We start from the raw sequence: 21,957 nt of genomic DNA on the forward strand, positions 1-21,957 counted from the left end.
GATCGATGGCAAAAGCAGCGACCCCGAAAACACCCGCAGCCGCCAAAGCAGCTGCACCCAAGGCAGCAGCTGCAAAGACCGCTGCTCCGAAGGCTGAGGCAAAGGCTGCTCCTGCAGCAAAGACGGCCAAGGCATCGGCAACGCCAAAGACGACCGTGAAGGCAACCGGCACTGCCGGCCGCATCAGCCAGGTCATCGGCGCCGTTGTGGACGTTCATTTCGAAGGCGAACTGCCAAAGATCCTGAACGCGCTTGAAACCGACAACCTCGGCAATCGCCTTGTTCTGGAAGTTGCCCAGCATCTCGGTGAAAACACTGTTCGCACGATCGCCATGGACTCGACCGAAGGTCTGGTTCGCGGTCAGCCCGTGTACGACACCGGTTCGGCCATCATGGTCCCGGTCGGCGAAGCAACGCTCGGTCGTATCATGAACGTTATCGGCGAGCCGGTTGACGAAGCAGGCCCGATCAAGACGAAGCTGACCCGCGCTATCCACCAGCCAGCTCCGGAATATGTCGAGCAGTCGACGGAAGCCCAGATCCTGGTAACCGGCATCAAGGTTATCGATCTGCTGGCGCCTTATGCGCGTGGCGGCAAGATCGGCCTCTTCGGCGGTGCTGGTGTTGGCAAGACGGTTCTGATCATGGAACTGATCAACAACGTGGCCAAGGCGCACGGCGGCTATTCGGTATTTGCCGGCGTGGGTGAACGTACCCGTGAAGGCAACGACCTTTACCACGAAATGATCGAGTCGGGCGTGAACAAGGCTGGCGGCGGTGAAGGCTCCAAGGCCGCACTGGTTTACGGTCAGATGAACGAGCCGCCAGGGGCACGTGCCCGCGTTGCGCTCTCCGGTCTGACGGTTGCGGAACATTTCCGCGATGAAGGCCAGGACGTTCTGTTCTTCGTGGACAATATTTTCCGCTTCACGCAGGCTGGTTCGGAATTGTCGGCTCTGCTCGGCCGTATCCCGTCCGCCGTGGGTTATCAGCCAACGCTGGCAACCGACATGGGCCAGATGCAGGAACGCATCACCACGACGCACAAGGGTTCGATCACATCCGTGCAGGCCATTTACGTGCCCGCCGACGATTTGACCGATCCGGCTCCAGCGACATCCTTCGCGCATCTGGATGCGACGACGAACCTCAACCGTGCGATCTCTGAAAAGGGTATTTATCCGGCTGTGGATCCGCTCGACTCGACATCACGCATGCTCGATCCGCTGATCGTTGGTGAAGAACACTATCAGATTGCGCGTCAGGTTCAGTCGATCCTGCAGCGTTACAAGTCCCTGCAGGACATCATCGCCATTCTCGGCATGGACGAACTGTCGGAAGAAGACAAGATCACGGTCGCCCGCGCCCGCAAGATCGAACGCTTCCTGTCGCAGCCGTTCTTCGTTGCTGAAATCTTCACCGGTTCGCCGGGCAAGCTGGTTGATCTGGCTGACACCATCAAGGGCTTCAAGGGCCTTTGCAACGGTGACTACGATCACCTGCCGGAAGCAGCATTCTACATGGTCGGCTCGATTGACGAGGCGATCGAAAAGGCACAGCGTCTCGCAGCGGAAGCTGCCTGATCTGGAACATAATGGCGGGCTCCGGCCCGCCCTTTCTTGTCAAGGCCATCCCTTCTATCAGGTCAATGACCGCAGGAATTGAGTGAATATCATGGCAGAAGCCTTCCATTTCGAACTCGTATCGCCAGAACGTCTGCTGCTCTCGGAACAGGTCACCGAAGTTGTGGTTCCGGGCACGGAAGGTTACATGACCGTGATGGCCCATCACGCGCCACTGATGGCGACCGTCAAGCCGGGCGTTGTCACCGTGAAGACGCAGGATGGCAAGCCGGACAGCTATGTCGTGTTCGGCGGCTTCGTCGATGTGACGCCGGATGGCTGCACGCTCCTCGCGGAATCGGCGGTACACGTCACCGATATAAAGGCTGATGAACTTCAGAACCGTATCAAGGACGCCCGCGAAGACTTCGAAGACGCGACGACGCGGGAACAGAAGGCCAAGGCGGAAGATCTTCTTGGCCAGCTGACGACGCTGCAGGAAGCCATCAAGGCAGCCTGACCGGCTTATCCGGATTGATAGTTCAGAAAGCGGGCCTTTGGTCCGCTTTTTTGTTGTTTCAATTGCGCTTGAGCCGCAGATCAGCCCGCCAGATGCTTGAACGCAGCGACAACCTGTTCATAGACGGTGAGCTTGAACGGCACGATGAGGTCTGGCAGCTCGGTCATGGGTTTCCATGCCCACGCATCGAATTCAGCGGTGTGGCCGCCGGGAGGCGGGTTGATCGCAATCTCGCTTTCATCACCGGTAAATTCGTAGGCGAACCATTTCTGTGTCTGGCCGCGATATTTTCCCTTCAGGGCGATTCCGACAAGCGCGGGCGGCAGATCATAGTTGATCCAGTTCGGCGCCTCGGCAAGCAGCGAAACGGTTTTCATGCCCGTTTCCTCGTAGAGTTCGCGGCGGGCCGCAATTTCCGCATCCTCGCCTTTGTCGATGCCACCCTGGGGCATCTGCCACAGCTGGGTCGACCCGTCCATTTCATCATTGGGTATGACAATGCGGTGCCCCGCCCAGACGAGTTTATCGGCATTGAGCACCATAATGCCGACGCAGGGCCGGTAGGGGAGCGTCTCGGGGTCGACATGTTTCTTGCTCATGCGAATACTCCGCTGGATGATGGGATAGTGATGGGTGCCTAGCCCTTTTCAGGATCACGGACAAGGGCCGAAACCGGTACGATCTCGATGCCACGGGTCTTGGCTTCGTTGGTCCAGGCGGCCACGGCATCCACGGTTACGCTGAAGGCCGAACCGGTGCCGATCGCCGTGCCTTTGGCCCGGGCGATACGCTCCAGCTCATCCAGTTTCTTGAGGATGCTGCCCCGGTCCTGCGTGCCATCAATCAGCACATCGGCGGCAGCAAAGGGGGTTCCCTGCTGACTGGCGATGGTGTCGGCCTGGCTGCGCGCGGAGCTGCCGTCATCGAGATAGAGCAGCCCGCGTTTCGCGATATCCTGCATGACAGGCGTCATGGCCTTGGCATCGGCGGTAAAGCGGGCCCCCATGTAATTGATAATGCCGGTGTAATTGGTGATGCGGCCCATGGCCTTGTGCAGATTGTCCAAAGTCTCGGCGGCGGGCGCATCGACCGTCAAGGTGTTGCGGCCGGGATTGACCCGCGGGTAATCAAAAGGCTCAAGCGGCACCTGCATCAGCAGTTCATGGCCATTCTGGCGGGCCGTCTGCATCCACCGGATGAGGCTATTGCCTTCCGGGGCAAAAGCCAGCGTCACCTCCGCCGGGAGCGTTGCGATTGCCTGCTGTGTACCGGTCTGGGACATGCCGAGCCCGCCAATGACGAGGGCGATCCGCGCGCCGCGGGCGCCCGACCATGATCGCGCATAGACATCGAGCGGCCGCCGTCCGTCCGGCCCGATGACCGGCAGAGAGCCGAGCGCAGTCGTCTCCAGCAGATCCCGGTCGGGGATATGGGCGGTCAGCGGATTCTGGGTCGCTCTGGCGGGATCGCCGACAACGATGATTTTCGGGCCGCCGGGATTGGTGGTGACATTCCCTTGCGTGACGACGCCTGCCGGGGCCTTGTCGGATGCTGGTATCGTCTTGGCCGGCGCTGGCGGAGTTACCGCTGCCTGTTCGGGCTTTTCCATTTCCGGAGGCGGATTGCGAAATCCGTGATTGCTGGTGAACGAGATCAGCAGTGCGGCGCCTCCCACCCCCAGCACGGCAATGGCTGGCAAGAACCAGCGAGCGCCAGCCTTCGGTTTGTCCTTGGGCCGTTTGCTGTTTTGTCCCAGCGGCCTGTTGATGTCGGAATTCACGCGCTTTGGCCGATGAGGAGGATGATACGGAAGGAATGATCGGTGGGAAATGAAGTGGGGACCAGGTGTGTAAGAGCCAGCCTGATCCCCTTTGTCATATCAGTTCGGTACGCCCTTGGACGGGTCTGCCGGGAATGCGGCATTGGCCTGTTCGCCGCGCAGCAGCTTCAGGGCTTCGATCAGCTGCAGGTCATCCTTTGGATCCGGCGGGACATAGGCAATCGAGCCCGATCCTTCCGCATCCTCCTGAACGCCCTTGATATGGCCCTTCAGGCTGGATTCACTCATCGGCTCGGCCCGGCCCTTCAGATCGTCCGGCAGCGGCTGTTCGACCGCAATATCCGGCACGATACCCTTGCCCTGGATCGATTTGCCGGCCGGGGTGTAATACAGCGCCGTCGTCAGCCGCAGTGCGCCATTCTCGCCCAGCGGGATGATCGTCTGCACCGAGCCTTTGCCGAAGGACCGCGTGCCCAGCACCGTCGCCCGGCGATGATCCTGCAGCGCACCGGCAACAATCTCCGACGCACTGGCGGAACCGCCATTGATCATGACGATCATCGGCTTGCCGTTGATCAGATCGCCCGGACGGGCATCGAAGCGGGTGATGTCCTGCGGGTCGCGGCCACGGGTCGAGACGATCTCGCCCTTGTCGAGGAAGGCATCGGAGACGGCAACCGCCTGGTCCAGCAGGCCACCCGGATTGAGGCGAAGATCGAGCACGAAGCCCTTGAGCTTGTCGGCGGGAACCTTGCTCTGGATGTCCTTGATCGCCTTTTGCAGGTCTTCGTAGGTCTGTTCGGTGAAGGAAATCACCCTGACATAACCGACATCGTTTTCGACGCGGTACTTGACGGCCTTCACCTTGACCACGTCGCGCACGATGGTCAGCTTGATCGGCTTGTCGGCGCCCTGGCGGATCAGCGTCAGCTCGATGGGGGTGTTGACATCGCCGCGCATCTTGTCGACCGCGTCGTTCAGCGACAGGCCGCGGACATCGGTTCCGTCGATCTGCGAGATATAATCGCCGGCAAGAACACCCGCCTTGGAGGCAGGCGTGTCTTCGATGGGGGCAATGACTTTCACAAGCTCATTTTCCATCGTGACTTCAATGCCAAGGCCGCCAAACTCGCCCTTGGTCTGCACACGCATATCCTGGGCCTGGTCGGCGTTCATATAGGACGAATGCGGGTCGAGCGACGTCAGCATGCCATTGATGGCGCTTTCGATCAGCTTCTTGTCATCCGGCGGCGTGACATACTGGTTGCGCACCCGCTCAAAAATATCGCCGAAAATCGACAACTGCTTGTATGTGTCAGTGCCCGCAGCTTCTGCAACGGTTGTGGGCAGTGCACCCTGCACAACCACCATTGCCGTTGCACCCATCAGGGCTCCGGCCATGAGAAGCGTTAACCTACGTATCATTTGTGGTCCTTCCAGCGAGCCTATCCGCCCACCAGGGAGCGGGATTAACAGGTTTTGTATCTTTTCGGAACTCAATGTAAAGCATTGGCGCTCCATTTCCCAACGGAACGGTGCCGGTACTCGCAACAAGTTGCTCGTTCATCACACCAACCGGCTCTCCCGCCAAAACAAACTGATTCTGCGAAACATTGATTCTCTTCATTCCTGCCAACACGACATGATAGCCATTGCCGGCGTCCAGGATCAAGAGTTGGCCATAGGAACGAAAGGCGCCGGCATACAGTACCACGGCGTCCGTGGGGGCGGTAATTGTTGCGCCTGCCGGGGTTTCCAGCGTGTCGCCCTGCACGACACCGCCCAATCCATCCTCGTCGCCGAAATGCCGAACCAGTTTTCCGGCACCCGGCATGGGAAGGTGTCCCTTCAGCGAGGCAAAATTCACCTTGGCTGACAGCCGTTCCTGGTTGGAGGCGAAATTGTCGGCCCGCTCCTTGCTGGCTGCGAGCTTCTGTTCTTCCTGCTGGTTCGCCGCGCTGGCTGCCTTGCGCGCCTCTTCCATGTCCTTTTCCATCGAGGCGATCAATTCGCGCAGGGATGTCGCCCGCCGGGCCAGTTCTTCCGCCCGCTGCTGTTCGGCCTTGCGCGTTTCCTCGGATGTTGTCTGCAGTTTCTGCTTTTCGGCCAAAAGCAGATCGAGGCGCTTCTTTTCCTCCGCCTGGCCTGACAGGGAAGCGGTCAGACGGGTCTGCTCATCGGAAATCGACGTCCTGATCCGCGAGAGCTCCTTGAGATCGGCAATCAGCACTTCCGTCTGTTCGCGCATTTCCGGAACCACGGCGCCCAGCAGGACGGCGCTGCGGACCGACGCAAGGGCATCGTCAGGGCGAACGAGGATGGCGGGGGGCGGATTGAGCCCCATGCGCTGCAAGGCGGCAAGGACCTCAGCGAGCGCCGCGCGCCGGCCCTTGAGAGAGAGCTTTATTCCGTCTTCCCGTTCATGCAGATCGGTCAGCTTGTCGCCGATAGCGGCTATATCTTCAGTCAGTTTTTTCTCGGTCTTGGCCGACTGGATCAACGCGGCCGTCAGGGTGGTCTGATCCTTCTTCAGATCGGCAATTTCCTTGTCGAGGGAAGCCACGCGATCAGCAGACAAACTGATCTGGCCGGTGAGTTCGTCCAGTTGTTTGACGGTTTCAGCGCGCTTTGCGTCGACCTGTTCCTGCGCGTGCACCGGCGAAACGCAGGCAAACAGCAGGACAAGGAGGCCAGCACCCATGCGGGAACTCTTCCTTGAACCAATGATTGCATCTGTAACCCGAAAATGCATATGCGGACCGAAATGAATTAAGATTAGAGCCCGACAATAGGAAGACTTCGATTAATGAACTATTAACCATAGAGCATCCACACGGGATATTAGCGTGATGCTAGCATTTTAGTGCTGATCGGGATGGCGGAATTACGACGTCAGCTTCACTCTTGCGTGAAACCGCGGCGGGATCAGCCGGTATAAGGGGACGCGGTTTCCGTTCGTCGCGAACATTTGTTTTGCTTTCTCCTTTTGAGTGCTATGGGAACGGGCAAAGAACGTATCGAACATCCTGACGCATTGCGCCGATGCAATGATCTTTCGAAGCCGACCGGCATGACCGGATTTTGATCGTAGTGCGGAAGGTTCACCTTGGTTTCTGGATTTTTCAAATGACCGATCTGTCAGTCGTAATTCCTGCCTATAATGAATCCGGAAACATCGGCGCCCTTGTCACCGAGATCAATCAGGCTCTTTCAGGTGTGGTCAGCTATGAGATATTGATCATCGATGACGGCTCGAATGACGGCTCGGCGGAGGAAGCGTTGAATGCGGGTCGCCACGTTCGCGTGCTGCGCCATAAAAACCGCACGGGCAAATCCAGGGCTCTTGTCAGCGGTTTTCAGGCCGCAAGGGGGCAATGGATCGCGACGCTGGACGGTGACGGGCAGAACAATCCGCTGGATCTGGCGCGCCTCTGGCCGCGCATTGCGCAATCGCAGCCTGCGCTGTTTGCCGGGGTCAGAAAACGCCGCAATGACGGGGTCGTGAAGTTGCTGACATCGAAATCCGCCAATTTCATCCGCAAGCGCCTTCTCAGGGACAACTGCAGGGATGCAGGGTGCGGATTCAAGGTCCTGCCGGCGTCCGTGGCAAGAGGGCTACCCTACTTCGACAACATGCACCGTTTTCTCCCGGCCCTCTCGATCCGGGCCGGGCTGACTGTCGTCGAAGTCGACGTGGAAGACCGTCCCCGGCTGGCCGGTGTCTCCAAATACGGGTTCTTCGATCGCGCTGCGGTTGCGTTTCTCGACACTGTGGGTGTCTTCTGGCTTATCCGCCGATACTCTGATCCGGCAGGGGTAAGTGAGATGAATAACGCTGAAAGCTGAACGTCCTGATCTGGCCGTTGAAGTTTCTCAATGGGCTGTCAACGCGGGTCATGGGTCCGGCCGCGGCCGCATCGGCGGGCAGGAGTTCGAGCGTTTCTTTATCCGGTGCATCGCCGCCCTCCCAGACAAGGACGATATCGTCGGCCTTGCAGCTTGCCGGCGGCCAATGGAGCTGCACGGCGATGTTGGCGGCGTCATCCTGCCGCTTGGCTGCTATCCGCGCCGGAGTTGAGTTTTGCACGTGAATGGCATTGGCAACCGCATCGAATGGTATCGACAGGCGATCGTCACCGAACAGCAGCACAATGGCGAAGGCAATAGGCGCCAATGCGTAGAAACCGCCGGATATGATCAGCAGGTTTCGCGCGCCATGCTTTTGCGGAAAGGACAGCGCCAGCAAAATGGCTGTGGGTGCCAGAATGGGTGCCATATAGCGCTCCGCGACGGAATGGTAGTCGGCAAAAAAGACGATCAAAGCAAAGGCCGTCAAACCGAGCACGACGGTACGGAACAGGACTTTCCTGACATCAGTGTCTCCGTCCGGAGCGGGTTTTGGATCGTCCCGCCAGCGGCCAATCAAAAAGATCACAAGCGCCGGGCCTGACCAGAGGAAGGTCGAGATGAAGAGACTGAGAAGCCCGTCCACCCCAAACCCAGGAAGATCAAAAGGCTGGAGCATCGGGATCAGGTGGTTGAGCTTGACCATTCGACCGGCCGTCGCAGCCAGGGGTGCATTCAAGGAGGCCAAGGCCACAGGGCCCATGGCAAGCAGGAAAATGCCAAGGGATATCAATGCGGGTCTGCAGAAAATCTGACGGCGAATGGTCCTGTTGAGCGCGCAGGCGATCAGAAAGCTGAACAGGAACATGAAGAAGTTGTATTTTGCCAGCCCGCCAATGGCGGCCCATAGACCAAGCCAGACATAGGCGCTGTATCCACGCCCCGACCGGATCAGAGCCAGAGCATGGATCGTGCCGATGGACGCAACGATCACCAGAAGCGTATGCGCCGTTGTCTGGATCGACATCCAGACAATCTGCGGCAGGAGGGCGGATGCCGCCAGGGCCAATACTCCGGCACGGTCGCCGCCCAATCGGCGTGCGGTATCGAATGAAAGCCAGTGATAGAGGCCAAGCAGGCAAAGACGGACCAGAACCGTCGCAACAACCCAGTTCCAACCGGTGAGCTCAAGCGCCACCCGCACAAGCCAATTGTAAAGCGGCGGGTGCGAATTGCCGTAAATCCAGGAAAAATCCACGGAACCGACGAACTGTGCTTCATCGATGTCGAGGAATGACGACAGTGCCAGCCTGAGTGCGATCAGGGCCGCTGTGTAGCATAGTATTACAAGGGGGATTCGCCGGGCGAGGTAGGTCCAGTTGATCATCGGGCCGTCCAGTTTCAACGCTGCATAGACTCAAGATTGGATGCAGCCTGACGTCATTTCACATGTGTCGTATCCCACTACAACCAAGTTTCCATTGCCGCAATGCTACAAATTTCCAATGGAGAACCGTGCCAATGAATAAGGCCGCCGGCTTGATGCCGACGGCCTTTCACGCATTCAAATTGTTGTGACTACGCCCTGCGGAGCAGGCCTGCGATCAACGAGACGAGCAGCAACGCCAGGAACACAAAGAAAACAATCTTGGCTATCCCGACCGAAGCCCCGGCTATTCCGCCAAAGCCAAGTGCACCGGCCACGAGGGCAATAATAAGAAACACAACCGCATAATATAACATTATCAACTCCCTATCCTGTTGCATGCACAACGATCTAAGGGGTGCCTTTGTTCCATGCGGCAGCAGGTGCGGATGCTTTGCCGGCTCCTATGCCTTTGCCTTGCTGCTTTCCTTGAAGAACAACGCCTGTGTAATCAGGGCTTTGACCATGTCAGGGTTGAAGGGCTTGGTGACAAGGAAGGTCGGTTCCGGCCTTTCGCCGGTCAGGAGCCGCTCAGGAAACGCTGTGATGAAGATCACGGGAACCGCGTCCTGGCTCAGGATGTTGTTGACCGCATCGATGCCTGAACTGCCGTCGGCGAGCTGAATGTCGGCAAGAATCATGCTCGGATGTGTTTCCGCATAGAGTTTCACGGCCTCGTCGCGGGTACGGGCGATACCGACAACCCGATGACCCAGACTTTCCACCATATGTTCGATGTCCATGGCGATCAGCGGTTCGTCCTCGATGATCATGATATCGGTGGCGATCTGCCTGGAGATGCCGACGGAAGCCTCGTCGAGGAGAGCATAAAGCTCCTGCTCATCTATATCGAGAATATCGAGGGTTTCAGCCTGGCTGAAGCCTTCAAGGCTGATGAGAAGGAAAGCCTGACGCGCGCGCGGGGCGATGGCCGTCAGGTTAGCTGCCGCGTGCTTTTCCCAGCCGAATTCCGATTGCAACTCGAGCGGGCGGACATTGACGGAATTGAAGTGCTTGATCAGCAGCTTGTAGAGGCTGACCCGGTCGGAGGTAGCTTCAGGAAAAAGGGAGACATCGCTGATGAGGATTTCGAGCGTCGCCGCTACATAAGCATCGCCTGACGATTGCGACCCGGTAATGGCGCGGGCGAAGCGGCGAAGATAGGGCAGATGTGGAGCGATCCGAGTGGACAATGACATTATGGTGATTTCCCGTTCCCGTTTGGGCATTGAAGACTAGTACGAACCAAAACACATTGGCGAAAAAAAAGTTCCCTGGCATGGAACTTTTCCTTCTCCAGGGGATTATCGACATTAATGTGCCTGCCAAAAGCTTTTGCGACGAACGACCAGCAAAGATAGTAGAATGAACGCCAACAAAAGTATCTCAGACGGCTCCGAAAAGGGTCGTGTCCGCCGCCGCGACGTCAGAAACGCGGAATCAGAAATCGGTTTGAAGCTGCGTGCGCTTTATGCCTCCGTACAGGAGGAGGAAATACCGGCGCGTTTCCTCGACCTTCTGGAAAAGCTCGACGAAGCTGAACGCAACCATGCTCAGTCGTCAAAATAGCAGGCGGTCGAATGGTACATGAATCCCCTGATTTCAAGAGAAATCTGATTGCGTCCCTGCCGAAGCTGCGCGCATTCGCAGTATCGCTGATCGGCAATCCCGACCGCGCGGATGATCTCGTCCAGGACACGATCATGAAAGCGTGGGCCAAGCAGGATTCGTTCGAGCCCGGCACCAACATAAAGGCCTGGCTGTTTACGATCCTGCGCAATGAATTTTATAGCCAGATGCGCAAGCGCGGGCGCGAAGTGCAGGACTCGGATGGCATTTTCACCGAACAGCTTTCGGTGCATCCCTCCCAATACGGCGCGCTTGATCTGCAGGATTTCCGCAAGGCTTTGGAAAAGCTGCCCGACGATCAACGCGAGGCAATCATTCTTGTCGGAGCGTCCGGCTTTTCCTATGAAGAGGCGGCGGATATCTGTGCATGCGCCGTTGGGACAATCAAGAGCCGCGTCAGCCGTGCAAGAACACGCTTGCAGGAACTTCTCGATGTCCAGGGAGAGGTTGACTACGGCCCAGACTCCATTTCCACGCAGGTAACATCAAACAAGTTCGCCTGACGCGCCGTCTTCTTTTGCCGGCAGTGCTCTTAGAGCCATTCGGGCAAAAGCGGTGGTGACGGCTTGCAGGATCTGGGTCTTGCCATAGGGCTTCAAAACCACGGGAACATCGGCAAAACCGGCAATGCCGCTCCTTTGCTGATCATAGGCGGTGGCAAAGACAACGGGAACGCCCCGTTGCAGCATGAGGCTTGCGGCGTCCAGAGAGGAGGTGCCCCGCGCCTTGACTTCGAGAATGGCGATGTCGCATGGCGGCTGGCTCTCAATCCAGAATAGAAGCTCTGCAACGGTCGAGACGACATGAACGGATTTCGCGCCACATTCCTCCGCAATGCGCTCCAACTCGAGTGCGATCAGATATTCGTCCTCCAGAACCAGAAGTCGCTTGCCGGTCAATTCCATATCAACTGCTCCTAAAAGCAGTGCTTATGCGCTGAACGGAATAGGGTGTCATTTAACTATGACATGTCGAACGCGAAGAATTATCGGTCATTTCAATGGCAGCATGTTAGCGTGCTCAACAACTCTCGATTGAGAAATCAAATGAAAACAGCAACAGCTTCAGCAGTACGGCAATTCCCCTGCGAAAAATGCCCCTTGCAGGATTTCCCGCATTTCCAACCGCACGACAAGGACGAACTGGAGTTCCTGTCGGGCTTCAAGACGGGCGAGCTTGTTGCCGACGCCGGGACGACATTTCTGGTTGAAGGTGCCAACAGCGCGCACCTTTTCACGGTTCTGTCCGGTTGGGCGTTTCGCTACAAAACCCTGGAAGACGGCCGTCGGCAAATCCTCAACTACGTGCTGCCCGGCGATCTCATCGGGCTGCAGGGATCCCTGATGAAGGAGATGCAGCACTCCATCGAAGCCATGTCGCCGGTGATTTTGTGTGTTTTCCAGCGTGACAAACTCCCCAACCTTTTTCGCACCTTTCCAAGCCTTGCCTACGATATTACCTGGCTGGCGTCCCGCGAAGAGCAGATGCTGGATGAAATCCTGCTCAGTGTCGGGCGTCGCACCGCATTGGAGCGCGCGGCCTATCTGTTTGCCTTCATTTTTCAGCGTGCCAAGTCGGTCGGCATGGTCAAGAACAACAAGTTGTTTGTGCCGCTGAAACAACAGCACGTTGCCGATACGCTCGGATTGTCCATCGTGCATACGAACAAGACGCTCAAGAAACTAGCGGCGCGCGGTGCATTGCGCTGGGTTGACCGGGGCTGTGAAGTCCTCAATGAAACGACCCTTCTGGATATATCGGGATGGCAAGGTTTGCCGAAGCTGCCAAGACCCTTTATCTAGTTCGTGTATATGGCGGGCCGAGCATACGAGGCCTGTTTTGGCAGGAGCAGTGCAGTTGGTGCAGTGGCGCAGAGTTTTGGCAGGCTTTTCGGAGAGACCCCGGCGCGGGTTGGCCATCATCATCTCGCTTGCCCTGATCATCACCGCTGCGACGTCGACCGTCATCCTGACCCGCGGCTTCAACAACCAGATGGACGACGTCATTGCCACCTACCGGGTCCGGGAGCAGGCGGATGGCGCACTCGCCCTCTTGAACGAAGCGCATACCAGTCAACGCGGTTATCTCCTGACCCAAAACCCCGCCTTCCTCGATCTCTATCGTGCGGCCGCGTCCCACCTTGCCGAATCGCTGAATACGCTGAACGAGATGACAAGAGGCAATCCCCGGCAACAGGCCATTGTCAGCCAAATTCAGGATCTGGCGAAGCAGAAGCAGCAAAAGGTCGAAGCGGCCATATCGATGTCTCTTGCGGGGAACAACAGCGAAGCTCTGGCTTCACTCGGCTCCGATTTCGGCATCGGCCAGATGGATGAAGTCAGGAAAACCATCAACAGTTTCCTGGGTGAAGAAGATCGTCGGCTGATTGCCCGCAACATAGCCATGGACAAGTTGCGCTTCTGGCTGACCATTGCCTCGATCCTGGCCCTCGCAGGTGCACTGATACTCGCCTATATCCTTGCCAGCCGCACCAAGCGCTATGTGCGCAAGCTGACCGAAGGTCAATCGACGCTGCTTTCTGAAAAATCGCAACTGGAAGAAATGGTTCAACTGCGCACCGCCGAGCTCGAAAAGGCCATGCTGATTGCCAAGCGGGAGCGCGCGCGCGTGGAAACGCTCCTGCAGGATTCCGATCATCGCATCGGCAATTCGCTGGCGACCGTGTCATCGCTTCTTGGCATCCAGATGCACGGCGTTTCGTCAGACGAAATCCGCGTGGCCCTCGGCGCGGCGCGTGATCGAATCCAGACGATTTCTTCGGCACACCGCCGGCTCCGGCTGGGAAAGGATCACGAAACCGTTCGGGCCGATGAGTATTTGCCGGAGATTATGGCCGACATCAGGGAAGCGCATTTTCACGACCGGGATATCCGGATCGAAGCCCATTTCGAACCGATTGATCTGAGCTCCCGGGATGCCACAACCCTCGGTATCATTATCGGTGAGCTGACGATGAACGCGATCAAACACGCATTTCCGCATAATCGCGCGGGGTTGATCGAAATCAGCCTGCAGCGTGATGCCCACGGCATTATAGCCCTCACCATTGCTGATGATGGCATCGGCATCCAGAAAAAACTCCACAAGCGGGCGACAGGTTTGGGCTCCGTGATCGTCGCACAGCTCTGCCAGCAATTTGGCGGTGCGGTGACCTATGGCGCCAAAGATGGTGGCGGCACGATCGTGACGGTCACGTTCCCCTCCCTTCGCAGTGCAGCTGCGCCGGAAAACGCGAAGGCGGAAGACGAATGAGTGGCAGTCAGAGGGTTGCCGCCCCGGTTTCCGGCATGTCGGCTTTCAGCTGTTCCAGCGCAAGTTCGATGTCGCGCAAGGTCCGGGTAGCGCCGTCCTCATTGTCCATTCCACCTTCCGTCGCTGCCCGCTGCAATCCTCTGGCTTCGCTGAGCAGTTCCCGCAGCTTTTCGATTTTCACGATCCTGTCCAGACTATTGTCCGATAGAATGTCCTTCGCTTCGCGCATAGATTTCTCCTTTGCATTCCTCACGCAACAGAAACGACGGGCGCTATTAAATGTTCCGGGCGGGGAACAAAGGGGTATGCGTTGCGTTGATAATCGAAGCTGTTTCAATGTTAAGAGTAAGGACGGCTCGATGAGGGGCGTCATGTGACTATGAAGTCAGACCAAATTTCAGAAAACATGTCAGGATTTCTGTCAGAGCCCGCTCGTCTGGACGCTGTTTCCATGCTGAGCGGCCTTGAATTTCAGCCTGAAAGCGAGCTTCACGGACTAGCCTCTCTGGCCTTGTCATTCTCGAATGCCGATGTTGCGCTGATCGTGGCGGTCGGTGAGACGCAAACCCGGATACTGGCGCAGGCCGGAAACGCGCCGGCGGGACGCACCGATTTCTGGGTGTTCGGCGCAAATGCGCTGGTCCTGCCAGAGGGAGAATCGCTGGTCGTTCCCGATGTGACGGCAGACAAGCGATTTTCCGGGGGTGTGGCGGGCTCAGCCGGCAATGATGTGCGGTTTGTTGCAGCAACGCCCGTCGAGGTTGGTGGCGCGCGGGTAGCTGCGCTTATCATCGCCTCGGCGCAGCCCGGACAAACGGCAACCACGCTGCTGCAATCCCAGTTGAAACAGGTGGCCAGGCTTGCCGGTTCCTTTCTCAAAATGAAGTGCGATGCACAAAGCAATGTCCGGTCCATCGAAACCCTGAACAGGGATGAACTGCGCCATGATATGGCACTGGAGGTTGGAAATGTCGGCAGCTGGGTTTGGGACCTGAAGACCGGAAAATTCACCGGCAACAAGATGGCGTATTCCATGCTCGGCCTTAGCGGCGACAAGCCGATAAGCGGCGAAGATGTTTTCCGCGCCATGCATCCGGATGATTTTCCATTGATGAAATCGGCGTTCACCCGCGCAATGGCACATAACCAGGATTACATCGGCGAATTTCGCGCCGCATCCTCCGGCCAGTGGCTGCTCGGACGCGGCCGTGTCTTTGAACGGGATGCCGCCGGCAGGCCGCTTGTAGCCGTTGGCGTTAATATCGATATCACCAGCACGCGAAATGCCGCCGAGAAAACCCGGCTGCTGTTGCGGGAATTGAATCACCGGGTCAAGAATACGCTGGCCATGCTGCAATCGCTGGCGCGGCAGACATTGAACCGGACCTCGGATCCGGCGGAATTCATGGAGGCTTTCTCCGGTCGGCTGCGGGCGATCTCCGAGGCACACACGCTTTTGTCGGATCGTGAATGGAGCGGCATCAGTCTCGTTGACCTCATCACCAAGCAGGTCGAACCCTATGCGATTTATGATCCGGCCCAGGTCGTGCTGGAAGGCGAGGACATGATTCTCCCGCCCGATCATGCCTTGGGACTTGGCATCGCGTTGCACGAACTTGCCACCAATGCGGCCAAGCATGGTGCTCTGTCCTCCGCACGGGGGAGGGTGCGTGTGTCATGGCAGACGGAAACCGGGCTCGATGAATCCAGGGTTGTGATTCACTGGGTCGAATCCGATGGGCCCCGTGTCATACCTCCTGCCGCCCGAGGACTTGGCGAGCGGCTGATTGAACGCAGCCTGGACAAAGTTCTGTCGAGCAGCGTCCGGTTGAGTTACCCCGAAACCGGCATGGAAGTTCTGATTTCGATGCCGATAAAGGAAGGATCAGCCGCTGTCGTTGGATGCTTCTTGGTGAGAAGCGAAAGTCCGGCAAAGGCGATGACCGGTACGGCGAGCATCAGCAGTCCCCGCGATTTCAAGATGGTTGGCGCGGCGGCAAGTGCAGCGACGGTCAGCAGGGTTGAGGTATCGACCTTTGACCGCTCGCGCTGCCGCTTGCGTGCAACCGTTTCAGCAACTTTCATGATGATGTAGGCCAGAAGCGCAAGGACGATCGCGCCGCCGGCCAGGATTAGGGCGGCGTACAAATCGCCGAAATGCCGAGAAAGCGCGATATAGCCCGCGACGAGCAGGAAGACGCCGGCAATCGCCAGCAGAATGCCGATCAGCGCGAGGAAGACCGCACGGCGCTTTGCCCGGCTCACAGCGGAACCGAGCTCTCCAGAAACCGCACTGGACAGAAGGGGGGCCAGCAGTTTCAGCATGTCAGCGGCGGGCGATCAGAGCCAGAAGAAATCCCACGCCCGCAGCGACGGCAACGGTTGTCAGGGGGTTCTCGCGCACAGTCTCTGTCAATTGATCCTCGAGCGCCTTGGCCTGAGACCGTATTTCATCCAGTGCGTCTTCGCCGCGTGCCCTGGCGTTCTCGAAGGTCGAGGATGCATTACTGCTCGCCTCTTTTGCGGAGGTCTTGCCAATTTTGGCGAGTGTTGCCGCAATGTTCGCGATGTCCTCTTTCAACGCGGCAACCTGAGCTTGCAGATCCGGGTTGGACTCCGTTGCATCGTCCACGGCTTTGCGAACTTTCGAAGAAACTGACGCCATTAAAGGAACTCCTTGAGAAATATAAGTTTCATGGGGATTGAAACGCCCCGCTTGCGGTTTGGTTCCATGCGGAAGCGGAGACCGCTGCTCATGCAGCGGTCTCCCTGCATTGGGCTGCAAACACTGTTATTCGGCGCTGCCGCGCAGCAGGATTTTCTCGCTGTCGGCCTTGTAGGCTTCCTCGCTATAGGCGGGATGGGCCTGTAGCTGCTGCTTCGTGAAGGGCGTGTAGACGGCGATCTTGCCGTCCTTGTCCGACAGTAGGTCGAGATTCTCGATGGAAATGGCGATGGGTTTCTTGCCCAGGCCAAGGAAACCGCCGACGTCCACGACGAAGGCTTCGACCTGACCGTCGGGGGTCATCAACGCGTCGCCCACGGAACCAAGCGTCTCATCATCCGAGCCATAGACGGTCGTGCCGATCAATTTTTCCGCGCTGACGGCGGTTGCCGGTACAGCTTTCAACCCGTCACGCGTCGCCATTGTGGCTTGCGGGGCCGGCTTGGCAGGCGCAAGAGACGGCTTCAGAACATCGGCCGCGGGGTGCCCGTCGAGCAAAGCCGCCTTGTCAAAGGCAGGCGCCTTTTCCAGCTCCTCCTTGCTGGTGGCGATGACGAGCCAACGCGTACCGTCCGCCCGGTCAGCCCAGGCCAGACCATCCAGTCCAACGGCCACATCCTTCTCGCCGATGCCGATAAATCCGCCAACGCCGATGATTGCCGCCTCAGCCGTGCCATTGGCGTCAAGCACCAGATCTTTGACCGCGCCGATCGAGACGGAATCATCCTTGGCGCCGTTATAGACTTTCTGCCCGATCAAGCCGGAAGCCAGGATTTGCCCGGCTGCAGATTCGACATAGCGCCCGGCATTTTGCGCAGGCTTGCTTTTGTCGTGGAAAATGCCGTGCGTTGCCGCTGAACCCGGTTCCTGGGCCTGGGCGAAACCGGATGTTGCCAGGACTGTGATCAAGGCAGTGGTCATCAAGAGACGTTTGGTCATGCGAATATGATTCCTGTATAATATCGTGATGTGAAGAAGCGCCGGGACAATGGCCGGCATGAAGGCAGCGCCGCGCAACGTTCCTACGAGAGATAGCCGAGGAACCAGAGAATAAGGATGATCGGTATTGGCAGGCCGATGAGCCAAAGTAAAACTCCACGCAGCATAGTGTGTCGATCCTTTCGTCAGGTCTGATCCGGGCAATCAGAGTTCAAACAGTTCCGTTAGATGCGGCCCAAAAGCAGCAGGATGAGCAGAATCACCAGGACAATCCCAAGCAAACCGGAAGGGCCGTAACCCCATGCCCGCGCGTGGGGCCAGCTTGGAAACACGCCGATCAGCGCCAGTATCAGAATGATGATCAGGATCGTTGTCACCGGCATTCTCTGCTTCTCTCCTTTGAGCGGCCCGATGCATTGAAAACTTCCGATATCGATTTTTGTTCCGGCCGCTGCAGCGTTTCGATGCTGCTCCATGCAGTGCGAAAGAACGGGTTGGTGTCGTTTTCGTAGGTCTTGGCGGGGGCCATGCAACCAAATTCAGCCGGCTTCGTTTCAGAGTGTTATCGAACGGAGAGGGATTTTCATGAATTCGGAGAAGCGGGCTGGCTATGCCGTCTGAGAATGTAAGGGAGGCGTCCCCGCGCGCCGTTGAGCGCGTCAGTCAAAGGTCAATTTATGCGCCTGCTCCTCCCGATGCCGACGGGCGAATGCAGTTCCCGCCCATCATTGTGGCCATTGCGGTGGTCGCTGCGCTGTATTTTGCCCGGGATATTTTTGTTCCGCTGGCGCTGGCGCTGCTCTTGACCTTTGCCTTGTCGCCGCTGGTCACTCAGCTTCACCGCTTCGGTGTGCCGAAGATTCTTTCGGTTATCGCCGTGGTGCTGACCGCGTTTATCGCCATATTCCTGTTTGCCACGATTGTGGTCGGGCAGCTCACGGTTCTGGCGCAAAATCTGCCAAGCTACCAGTACAACATTGAGGCAAAGATCAGGACCATCAAGGACGCGCAGTCCGGTAACGGTGTTTTTGACCGCGGTGCGCGCATGTTCAAACGGCTCAATGAAGAAATTGGCCGCTCCGATGAAGTGGAGCGGTTTCCCGCGCAAAACGGCGCAGGCACACAGGCACAACAACCTCCTGAGAATGTGACGCCGAACAATCAGGCAGAAAACAAGTCTCCCCTCGCAAAAGGTGATCCGGATAAACCCGTTCCGGTCGAAATCCGTTATCCGGCCCCGGATCCCCTGCAATTGCTGCAAACCGTCGCCGTGCCCTTGATTCAGCCGCTGGCAACGGTCGGCATTGTCGTGGTCTTTGTCATCTTCATGCTGCTGCGGCGGGAAGATTTGCGTGACCGCTTCATCCGGCTTGTGGGAGCCAGCGACATTCACCGCACGACCACGGCATTGCATGATGCGGGCAAGCGGGTCGGGCAATATCTCCTGATGCAGCTTGTGATCAATATCTGCTTTGGTGTCCCGATCGGCATCGGCCTCTGGCTGATTGGTATCCCCAATCCGATGCTGTGGGGCCTTCTCGCCATCGCCCTGCGTTTCGTGCCCTATATCGGACCATTCATTGCCGCATCTTTCCCGCTCATGCTTGCGTTGGCGGTCGATCCCGGCTGGATGCTCCTGTTGTGGACCGCCGCCTTGTTCATCGTTCTCGAGTTGATCAGCAACAATGTCATGGAGCCGGTGCTCTATGGTTCGAGGACCGGGCTCTCGCCGGTTGCCATCCTGCTTGCGGCGATTGTCTGGACATGGATATGGGGCCCGATCGGGCTCCTGCTTTCCACCCCGCTGACGGTCTGTCTCGTGGTGCTCGGGCGTCACGTGCCGCGCTTCGAGTTCCTGGATGTGCTGCTTGGCAACGAACCCGTATTGTCGCCGCCGCAACAGCTTTATCAGCGGTTGTTGTCCGGCGATCCCGACGAGGCGACGGAAAAAGCGGAAGACTATCTGCAGTCATCGGCGATTGCGGATTACTACGCATCCGTTGCTGTCCCTGCGCTGTTTCTCGCCGAGCATGACCGGGGACGGGGCGTGCTGGATGCTGCGCGCCGCAGTCGCGTGGCACAAAGCATGATACGCCTTGTGGAAAATCTCTCGGAACATCAGGACGTGCAAGGCGAGGACGATGAAGATCATGTCGAACCGGCCAAGAGCGGGCGCAGCAAGAGCGAAGAGCCAAGGACGATCATTTCAGCGGGTGGGCGAGGCGATCTCGACGACGCGGCAGCGGTGATCATTGGCGATATCCTGGAGCGGGGTGACTTCGAGGTTCGCGACATCACGCATGACGAGCTTGAAGCCGTGAATATCGGCAAGCTCGACCTTGCCGATGCGAGTGCGATCTATATCAGCTATCTCAACATGTCTTCGGTGGCCCATGCCCGTTATCTCGTCCGTCGTATTCGCAGGCGGAATGGGCGTATCAAAATCATTGTCGGCTTCTGGGCCGAGGATGCAGGCACTGTTGACGGTGACAAGATCGTTGGATCAAGCCGAAATTGCTATTTTGCCTCGAACATCGAAGCGGCAATCAAACAGGTTGCCGGGTGATATCCGGGATATTCGGGAAAGCCTTCCCGCGGATGGGAACCAAGATGACTCTGTGACGTTTCGCAGAAGCTGGTTACACGTTGACCGGCACGTTCAGAACCCGGTGCCTGTTCCCCCGTGGGCACCGGGTTTTTGCTTTGATCCGAAAAAATTATCCTTTAAATTCAATATTTTAAGTATTTTTGATTTCGCGGGAACCGGAAGCGCCACCGCCCGTTTACCTCTGGTGAGTGAACATTCAAGGAGTGTACCGATGGGTAGCACAGGTGACAAGATTTCCGGACTTGCCAACAAAGCCGCTGGCAACATCAAACAGGCAGCGGGCAAGGTAACAGGCTCCAAGAAGCTGCAGGCCGAAGGCAAGGCTCAGGAACTGAAGGGCGATGCCCAAGAGATGAAGGGCAAGGCCAAGGATGCCGTGAAGAAGGTCGTTGACCGCGCTTGACTGTTCCTATGGCTGAAGTTTGAACCGGCTCGCAATCGAGCCGGTTGCTTTTTGCGCAATAGTCTGTCGTGCTGAGCTGCGATTTTCAAAAAGCGATATTCTTACAGGTTGATGGGGATGTGTTCATGAGACTGAATGTCGGGTGTGAATTGCGTTTTGACTTTGTTCAGGAAACACCCTTGATTGCCATCTTGAACGTGCACCATTCGCGCGTCGAGGACATTGAAGGCATCGAGACATTCCAGTCGACATTCGGTTCGAGCGTCGACGGTTATCACGACCAGTTCGGCAACTGGTGCAACCGCATCCTGGCTGCGCCCGGCCCGTTCATCTGTTCGACCAATGCGATTGTCCGCGATAGCGGTATGCCGGATCCTGTTGTGCTGGAGGCTGTCCAGCACCGCGTGCAGGACTTGCCTGCGGAGACACTGGTCTATCTCCTGGGCAGCCGCTATTGCGAGACGGATGTCTTGAGCGAAGAAGCATGGCGGCTGTTCGGCAATACGCCAGAGGGTTGGCAACGGGTGCAAGCCGTTTGCGACTATGTCCATAATCACATCACATTCGGCTATGCGTTTTCCAATCCGACACGGACCGCCGCATCGGGCTATGCGGAAGGCCGAGGCGTTTGCCGGGATTTTACCCATCTGGCCGTGGCTTTTTGCCGGTGTCTCAATATTCCGACGCGCTACAGCACGGGCTATATCACTGATATCGGCGTGCCGCCGCCCCATTCGGCGATGGATTTCTGCGCCTGGATGGAAGTCTATCTGGGTGGACAGTGGCATGCGTTCGATCCGCGCAACAACAAGCCCCGTATCGGGCGGATCAAGGTGGCGCACGGAAGAGATGCGGCGGATGTTCCATTGACCAATATTTTTGGTCCCAATGTGCTGACAAAATTCACGGTTTGGGCTGAAGAGGCGGTGTGATATCCTGCTTTTTTCGCAACCTTCTCCGCTGCCAGCAGTTTTGACTGGTGATATACAGGAGGAAAGCATGAGCCAACGTGCGATCGATTTCGTCAATAGCTGGATAGAAGCCAATGTTCATGCCACGCGTCCGGCGGATATGGCGCATCATGATCCAAGGCCCAAACAACTGGTCGCAAAATGCACCGCCGCCGCGGAGGCTATCGGCATCTCGAAGGAAGAGATTCTGGATGGCTTGGGGGATCTGGAAATTTGCATGATCGCCGCCATTGACCGGGCTGCATTTGCCAAGGATATCAAGCGGGCCTAGGCTG

Annotated in this window: 24 protein-coding genes; 12 read left to right on the plus strand and 12 right to left on the minus strand. The window is 57.6% G+C overall.

The annotated features are described in order from the left end of the window. The first annotated feature begins 5 nt into the window (after positions 1–5). Positions 6–1,583 carry a F0F1 ATP synthase subunit beta gene (atpD, locus tag ACIQWS_RS14240; RefSeq protein WP_346308056.1) on the plus strand — a complete coding sequence of 526 codons (1,578 nt, stop codon included), beginning with the start codon at positions 6–8 and terminating at the stop codon, positions 1,581–1,583. Positions 1,584–1,674: 91 nt separating this feature from the next. Beyond that, positions 1,675–2,082, plus strand: coding sequence for a F0F1 ATP synthase subunit epsilon (locus ACIQWS_RS14245; protein ID WP_288192845.1), 408 nt, complete (start codon positions 1,675–1,677; stop codon positions 2,080–2,082). Between the two features lie 80 nt (positions 2,083–2,162). Here ACIQWS_RS14245 and ACIQWS_RS14250 read toward each other — a convergent pair whose 3' ends face one another. The 4 genes from ACIQWS_RS14250 to ACIQWS_RS14265 all read right to left on the minus strand — a co-directional run bounded on the left by ACIQWS_RS14250 (position 2,163) and on the right by ACIQWS_RS14265 (position 6,614). Then, on the minus strand, positions 2,163–2,681 hold the full coding sequence (locus ACIQWS_RS14250) for an RNA pyrophosphohydrolase (RefSeq protein WP_403180289.1): 519 nt from the start codon (positions 2,679–2,681) through the stop codon (positions 2,163–2,165). Positions 2,682–2,719: 38 nt separating this feature from the next. Next, positions 2,720–3,862 carry a divergent polysaccharide deacetylase family protein gene (locus ACIQWS_RS14255; RefSeq protein ID WP_403180292.1) on the minus strand — a complete coding sequence of 381 codons (1,143 nt, stop codon included), beginning with the start codon at positions 3,860–3,862 and terminating at the stop codon, positions 2,720–2,722. A 99-nt stretch (positions 3,863–3,961) separates the two neighbouring features. Then, positions 3,962–5,287, minus strand: a complete 1,326-nt coding sequence (locus tag ACIQWS_RS14260; protein ID WP_403180297.1) for a S41 family peptidase — start codon at positions 5,285–5,287, stop codon at positions 3,962–3,964. After that, on the minus strand, positions 5,277–6,614 hold the full coding sequence (locus tag ACIQWS_RS14265) for a murein hydrolase activator EnvC family protein (RefSeq protein WP_403180300.1): 1,338 nt from the start codon (positions 6,612–6,614) through the stop codon (positions 5,277–5,279). The genes ACIQWS_RS14260 and ACIQWS_RS14265 overlap by 11 nt, the downstream gene beginning before the upstream one ends. A gap of 374 nt (positions 6,615–6,988) precedes the next feature. On the opposite strand from ACIQWS_RS14265, the gene ACIQWS_RS14270 reads away from it, so the two are divergent. Continuing rightward, complete coding sequence (locus ACIQWS_RS14270) at positions 6,989–7,708, plus strand: glycosyltransferase family 2 protein (RefSeq protein ID WP_346306296.1); 720 nt, start codon at positions 6,989–6,991, stop codon at positions 7,706–7,708. Here the strand turns inward: ACIQWS_RS14270 and ACIQWS_RS14275 are convergent. From ACIQWS_RS14275 to ACIQWS_RS14285, 3 genes are all read right to left on the minus strand, one after another. Further along, complete coding sequence (locus tag ACIQWS_RS14275) at positions 7,650–9,095, minus strand: ArnT family glycosyltransferase (RefSeq protein WP_403180307.1); 1,446 nt, start codon at positions 9,093–9,095, stop codon at positions 7,650–7,652. The genes ACIQWS_RS14270 and ACIQWS_RS14275 overlap by 59 nt on opposite strands. Before the next feature lie 191 nt (positions 9,096–9,286). After that, a complete protein-coding gene (locus ACIQWS_RS14280) occupies positions 9,287–9,451 on the minus strand; it encodes a DUF1328 domain-containing protein (RefSeq protein WP_346306316.1) in 165 nt (54 codons plus the stop codon). Positions 9,452–9,538: 87 nt separating this feature from the next. Next, entirely contained in the window at positions 9,539–10,333 is a 795-nt protein-coding gene (locus ACIQWS_RS14285; protein ID WP_346306298.1) for a response regulator, read from the minus strand. A 166-nt stretch (positions 10,334–10,499) separates the two neighbouring features. On the opposite strand from ACIQWS_RS14285, the gene ACIQWS_RS14290 reads away from it, so the two are divergent. After that, positions 10,500–10,703, plus strand: coding sequence for a NepR family anti-sigma factor (locus ACIQWS_RS14290; protein WP_223613786.1), 204 nt, complete (start codon positions 10,500–10,502; stop codon positions 10,701–10,703). An 11-nt stretch (positions 10,704–10,714) separates the two neighbouring features. Beyond that, the gene (locus tag ACIQWS_RS14295) at positions 10,715–11,266 is read left to right on the plus strand and encodes an RNA polymerase sigma factor (RefSeq protein ID WP_223613785.1); all 552 of its coding nucleotides are present in this window, start codon (positions 10,715–10,717) and stop codon (positions 11,264–11,266) included. Here ACIQWS_RS14295 and ACIQWS_RS14300 read toward each other — a convergent pair. Further along, positions 11,249–11,668 (minus strand): hypothetical protein, encoded by a 420-nt coding sequence (locus ACIQWS_RS14300; protein WP_346306299.1) that lies wholly within the window; start codon positions 11,666–11,668, stop codon positions 11,249–11,251. The two genes, ACIQWS_RS14295 and ACIQWS_RS14300, sit on opposite strands and share 18 nt — an antisense overlap. Positions 11,669–11,809: 141 nt before the next feature. On the opposite strand from ACIQWS_RS14300, the gene ACIQWS_RS14305 reads away from it, so the two are divergent. Both ACIQWS_RS14305 and ACIQWS_RS14310 read left to right on the plus strand, forming a co-directional pair. Then, a complete protein-coding gene (locus ACIQWS_RS14305; protein WP_346306300.1) occupies positions 11,810–12,565 on the plus strand; it encodes a Crp/Fnr family transcriptional regulator in 756 nt (251 codons plus the stop codon). A 109-nt stretch (positions 12,566–12,674) separates the two neighbouring features. After that, complete coding sequence (locus ACIQWS_RS14310) at positions 12,675–14,036, plus strand: sensor histidine kinase (protein ID WP_403180315.1); 1,362 nt, start codon at positions 12,675–12,677, stop codon at positions 14,034–14,036. Between the two features lie 7 nt (positions 14,037–14,043). On the opposite strand, the gene ACIQWS_RS14315 is transcribed toward ACIQWS_RS14310, so the two are convergent. Next, on the minus strand, positions 14,044–14,265 hold the full coding sequence (locus ACIQWS_RS14315; RefSeq protein ID WP_346306302.1) for a hypothetical protein: 222 nt from the start codon (positions 14,263–14,265) through the stop codon (positions 14,044–14,046). A 222-nt stretch (positions 14,266–14,487) separates the two neighbouring features. Between ACIQWS_RS14315 and ACIQWS_RS14320 the strand changes: the two genes are divergently transcribed. Beyond that, positions 14,488–16,131 carry a sensor histidine kinase gene (locus tag ACIQWS_RS14320; protein WP_403180319.1) on the plus strand — a complete coding sequence of 548 codons (1,644 nt, stop codon included), beginning with the start codon at positions 14,488–14,490 and terminating at the stop codon, positions 16,129–16,131. A 231-nt stretch (positions 16,132–16,362) separates the two neighbouring features. Here the strand turns inward: ACIQWS_RS14320 and ACIQWS_RS14325 are convergent, their stop codons facing one another. The 3 genes from ACIQWS_RS14325 to ACIQWS_RS14335 all read right to left on the minus strand — a co-directional run bounded on the left by ACIQWS_RS14325 (position 16,363) and on the right by ACIQWS_RS14335 (position 18,083). Further along, entirely contained in the window at positions 16,363–16,701 is a 339-nt protein-coding gene (locus ACIQWS_RS14325; RefSeq protein WP_223613778.1) for a YqjD family protein, read from the minus strand. A 126-nt stretch (positions 16,702–16,827) separates the two neighbouring features. Beyond that, entirely contained in the window at positions 16,828–17,700 is an 873-nt protein-coding gene (locus ACIQWS_RS14330) for a PRC-barrel domain-containing protein (RefSeq protein ID WP_346306305.1), read from the minus strand. A gap of 224 nt (positions 17,701–17,924) precedes the next feature. Further along, positions 17,925–18,083: a DUF3309 family protein gene (locus tag ACIQWS_RS14335; RefSeq protein WP_346306306.1), complete on the minus strand. Its 159-nt coding sequence runs from the start codon at positions 18,081–18,083 to the stop codon at positions 17,925–17,927. Between the two features lie 326 nt (positions 18,084–18,409). Between ACIQWS_RS14335 and ACIQWS_RS14340 the strand changes: the two genes are divergently transcribed. The 4 genes from ACIQWS_RS14340 to ACIQWS_RS14355 all read left to right on the plus strand — a co-directional run bounded on the left by ACIQWS_RS14340 (position 18,410) and on the right by ACIQWS_RS14355 (position 21,953). Then, positions 18,410–20,266 carry an AI-2E family transporter gene (locus ACIQWS_RS14340; protein WP_403180325.1) on the plus strand — a complete coding sequence of 619 codons (1,857 nt, stop codon included), beginning with the start codon at positions 18,410–18,412 and terminating at the stop codon, positions 20,264–20,266. 253 nt (positions 20,267–20,519) lie between these two features. After that, positions 20,520–20,711 (plus strand): CsbD family protein, encoded by a 192-nt coding sequence (locus ACIQWS_RS14345; RefSeq protein WP_223613774.1) that lies wholly within the window; start codon positions 20,520–20,522, stop codon positions 20,709–20,711. Between the two features lie 125 nt (positions 20,712–20,836). After that, a complete protein-coding gene (locus ACIQWS_RS14350; protein WP_403180328.1) occupies positions 20,837–21,643 on the plus strand; it encodes a transglutaminase family protein in 807 nt (268 codons plus the stop codon). Positions 21,644–21,710: 67 nt separating this feature from the next. Continuing rightward, complete coding sequence (locus ACIQWS_RS14355; RefSeq protein ID WP_346306309.1) at positions 21,711–21,953, plus strand: hypothetical protein; 243 nt, start codon at positions 21,711–21,713, stop codon at positions 21,951–21,953. Positions 21,954–21,957 lie beyond the last annotated feature (4 nt).

The organism is Phyllobacterium sp. NPDC097923, from assembly GCF_044760925.1.
Taxonomy (GTDB): domain Bacteria; phylum Pseudomonadota; class Alphaproteobacteria; order Rhizobiales; family Rhizobiaceae; genus Phyllobacterium; species Phyllobacterium calauticae.

What these genes read in the sequence shown, in the direction of transcription:
- ACIQWS_RS14280 (WP_346306316.1), bottom strand. Translation starts at nt 9,451, where the DNA reads ATGTTATATTATGCGGTTGTGTTTCTTATTATTGCCCTCGTGGCCGGT.
- ACIQWS_RS14305 (WP_346306300.1), top strand. Translation starts at nt 11,810, where the DNA reads ATGAAAACAGCAACAGCTTCAGCAGTACGGCAATTCCCCTGCGAAAAA.
- ACIQWS_RS14330 (WP_346306305.1), bottom strand. Translation starts at nt 17,700, where the DNA reads ATGACCAAACGTCTCTTGATGACCACTGCCTTGATCACAGTCCTGGCA.
- ACIQWS_RS14355 (WP_346306309.1), top strand. Translation starts at nt 21,711, where the DNA reads ATGAGCCAACGTGCGATCGATTTCGTCAATAGCTGGATAGAAGCCAAT.
- ACIQWS_RS14290 (WP_223613786.1), top strand. Translation starts at nt 10,500, where the DNA reads ATGAACGCCAACAAAAGTATCTCAGACGGCTCCGAAAAGGGTCGTGTC.
- ACIQWS_RS14265 (WP_403180300.1), bottom strand. Translation starts at nt 6,614, where the DNA reads ATGCATTTTCGGGTTACAGATGCAATCATTGGTTCAAGGAAGAGTTCC.
- ACIQWS_RS14245 (WP_288192845.1), top strand. Translation starts at nt 1,675, where the DNA reads ATGGCAGAAGCCTTCCATTTCGAACTCGTATCGCCAGAACGTCTGCTG.
- ACIQWS_RS14300 (WP_346306299.1), bottom strand. Translation starts at nt 11,668, where the DNA reads ATGGAATTGACCGGCAAGCGACTTCTGGTTCTGGAGGACGAATATCTG.
- ACIQWS_RS14275 (WP_403180307.1), bottom strand. Translation starts at nt 9,095, where the DNA reads ATGATCAACTGGACCTACCTCGCCCGGCGAATCCCCCTTGTAATACTA.
- ACIQWS_RS14250 (WP_403180289.1), bottom strand. Translation starts at nt 2,681, where the DNA reads ATGAGCAAGAAACATGTCGACCCCGAGACGCTCCCCTACCGGCCCTGC.
- ACIQWS_RS14345 (WP_223613774.1), top strand. Translation starts at nt 20,520, where the DNA reads ATGGGTAGCACAGGTGACAAGATTTCCGGACTTGCCAACAAAGCCGCT.
- ACIQWS_RS14320 (WP_403180319.1), top strand. Translation starts at nt 14,488, where the DNA reads ATGCTGAGCGGCCTTGAATTTCAGCCTGAAAGCGAGCTTCACGGACTA.
- ACIQWS_RS14260 (WP_403180297.1), bottom strand. Translation starts at nt 5,287, where the DNA reads ATGATACGTAGGTTAACGCTTCTCATGGCCGGAGCCCTGATGGGTGCA.
- ACIQWS_RS14340 (WP_403180325.1), top strand. Translation starts at nt 18,410, where the DNA reads ATGCAGTTCCCGCCCATCATTGTGGCCATTGCGGTGGTCGCTGCGCTG.
- ACIQWS_RS14295 (WP_223613785.1), top strand. Translation starts at nt 10,715, where the DNA reads ATGGTACATGAATCCCCTGATTTCAAGAGAAATCTGATTGCGTCCCTG.
- ACIQWS_RS14335 (WP_346306306.1), bottom strand. Translation starts at nt 18,083, where the DNA reads ATGCCGGTGACAACGATCCTGATCATCATTCTGATACTGGCGCTGATC.
- ACIQWS_RS14350 (WP_403180328.1), top strand. Translation starts at nt 20,837, where the DNA reads ATGAGACTGAATGTCGGGTGTGAATTGCGTTTTGACTTTGTTCAGGAA.
- ACIQWS_RS14325 (WP_223613778.1), bottom strand. Translation starts at nt 16,701, where the DNA reads ATGGCGTCAGTTTCTTCGAAAGTTCGCAAAGCCGTGGACGATGCAACG.
- ACIQWS_RS14270 (WP_346306296.1), top strand. Translation starts at nt 6,989, where the DNA reads ATGACCGATCTGTCAGTCGTAATTCCTGCCTATAATGAATCCGGAAAC.
- ACIQWS_RS14315 (WP_346306302.1), bottom strand. Translation starts at nt 14,265, where the DNA reads ATGCGCGAAGCGAAGGACATTCTATCGGACAATAGTCTGGACAGGATC.
- atpD (WP_346308056.1), top strand. Translation starts at nt 6, where the DNA reads ATGGCAAAAGCAGCGACCCCGAAAACACCCGCAGCCGCCAAAGCAGCT.
- ACIQWS_RS14285 (WP_346306298.1), bottom strand. Translation starts at nt 10,333, where the DNA reads ATGTCATTGTCCACTCGGATCGCTCCACATCTGCCCTATCTTCGCCGC.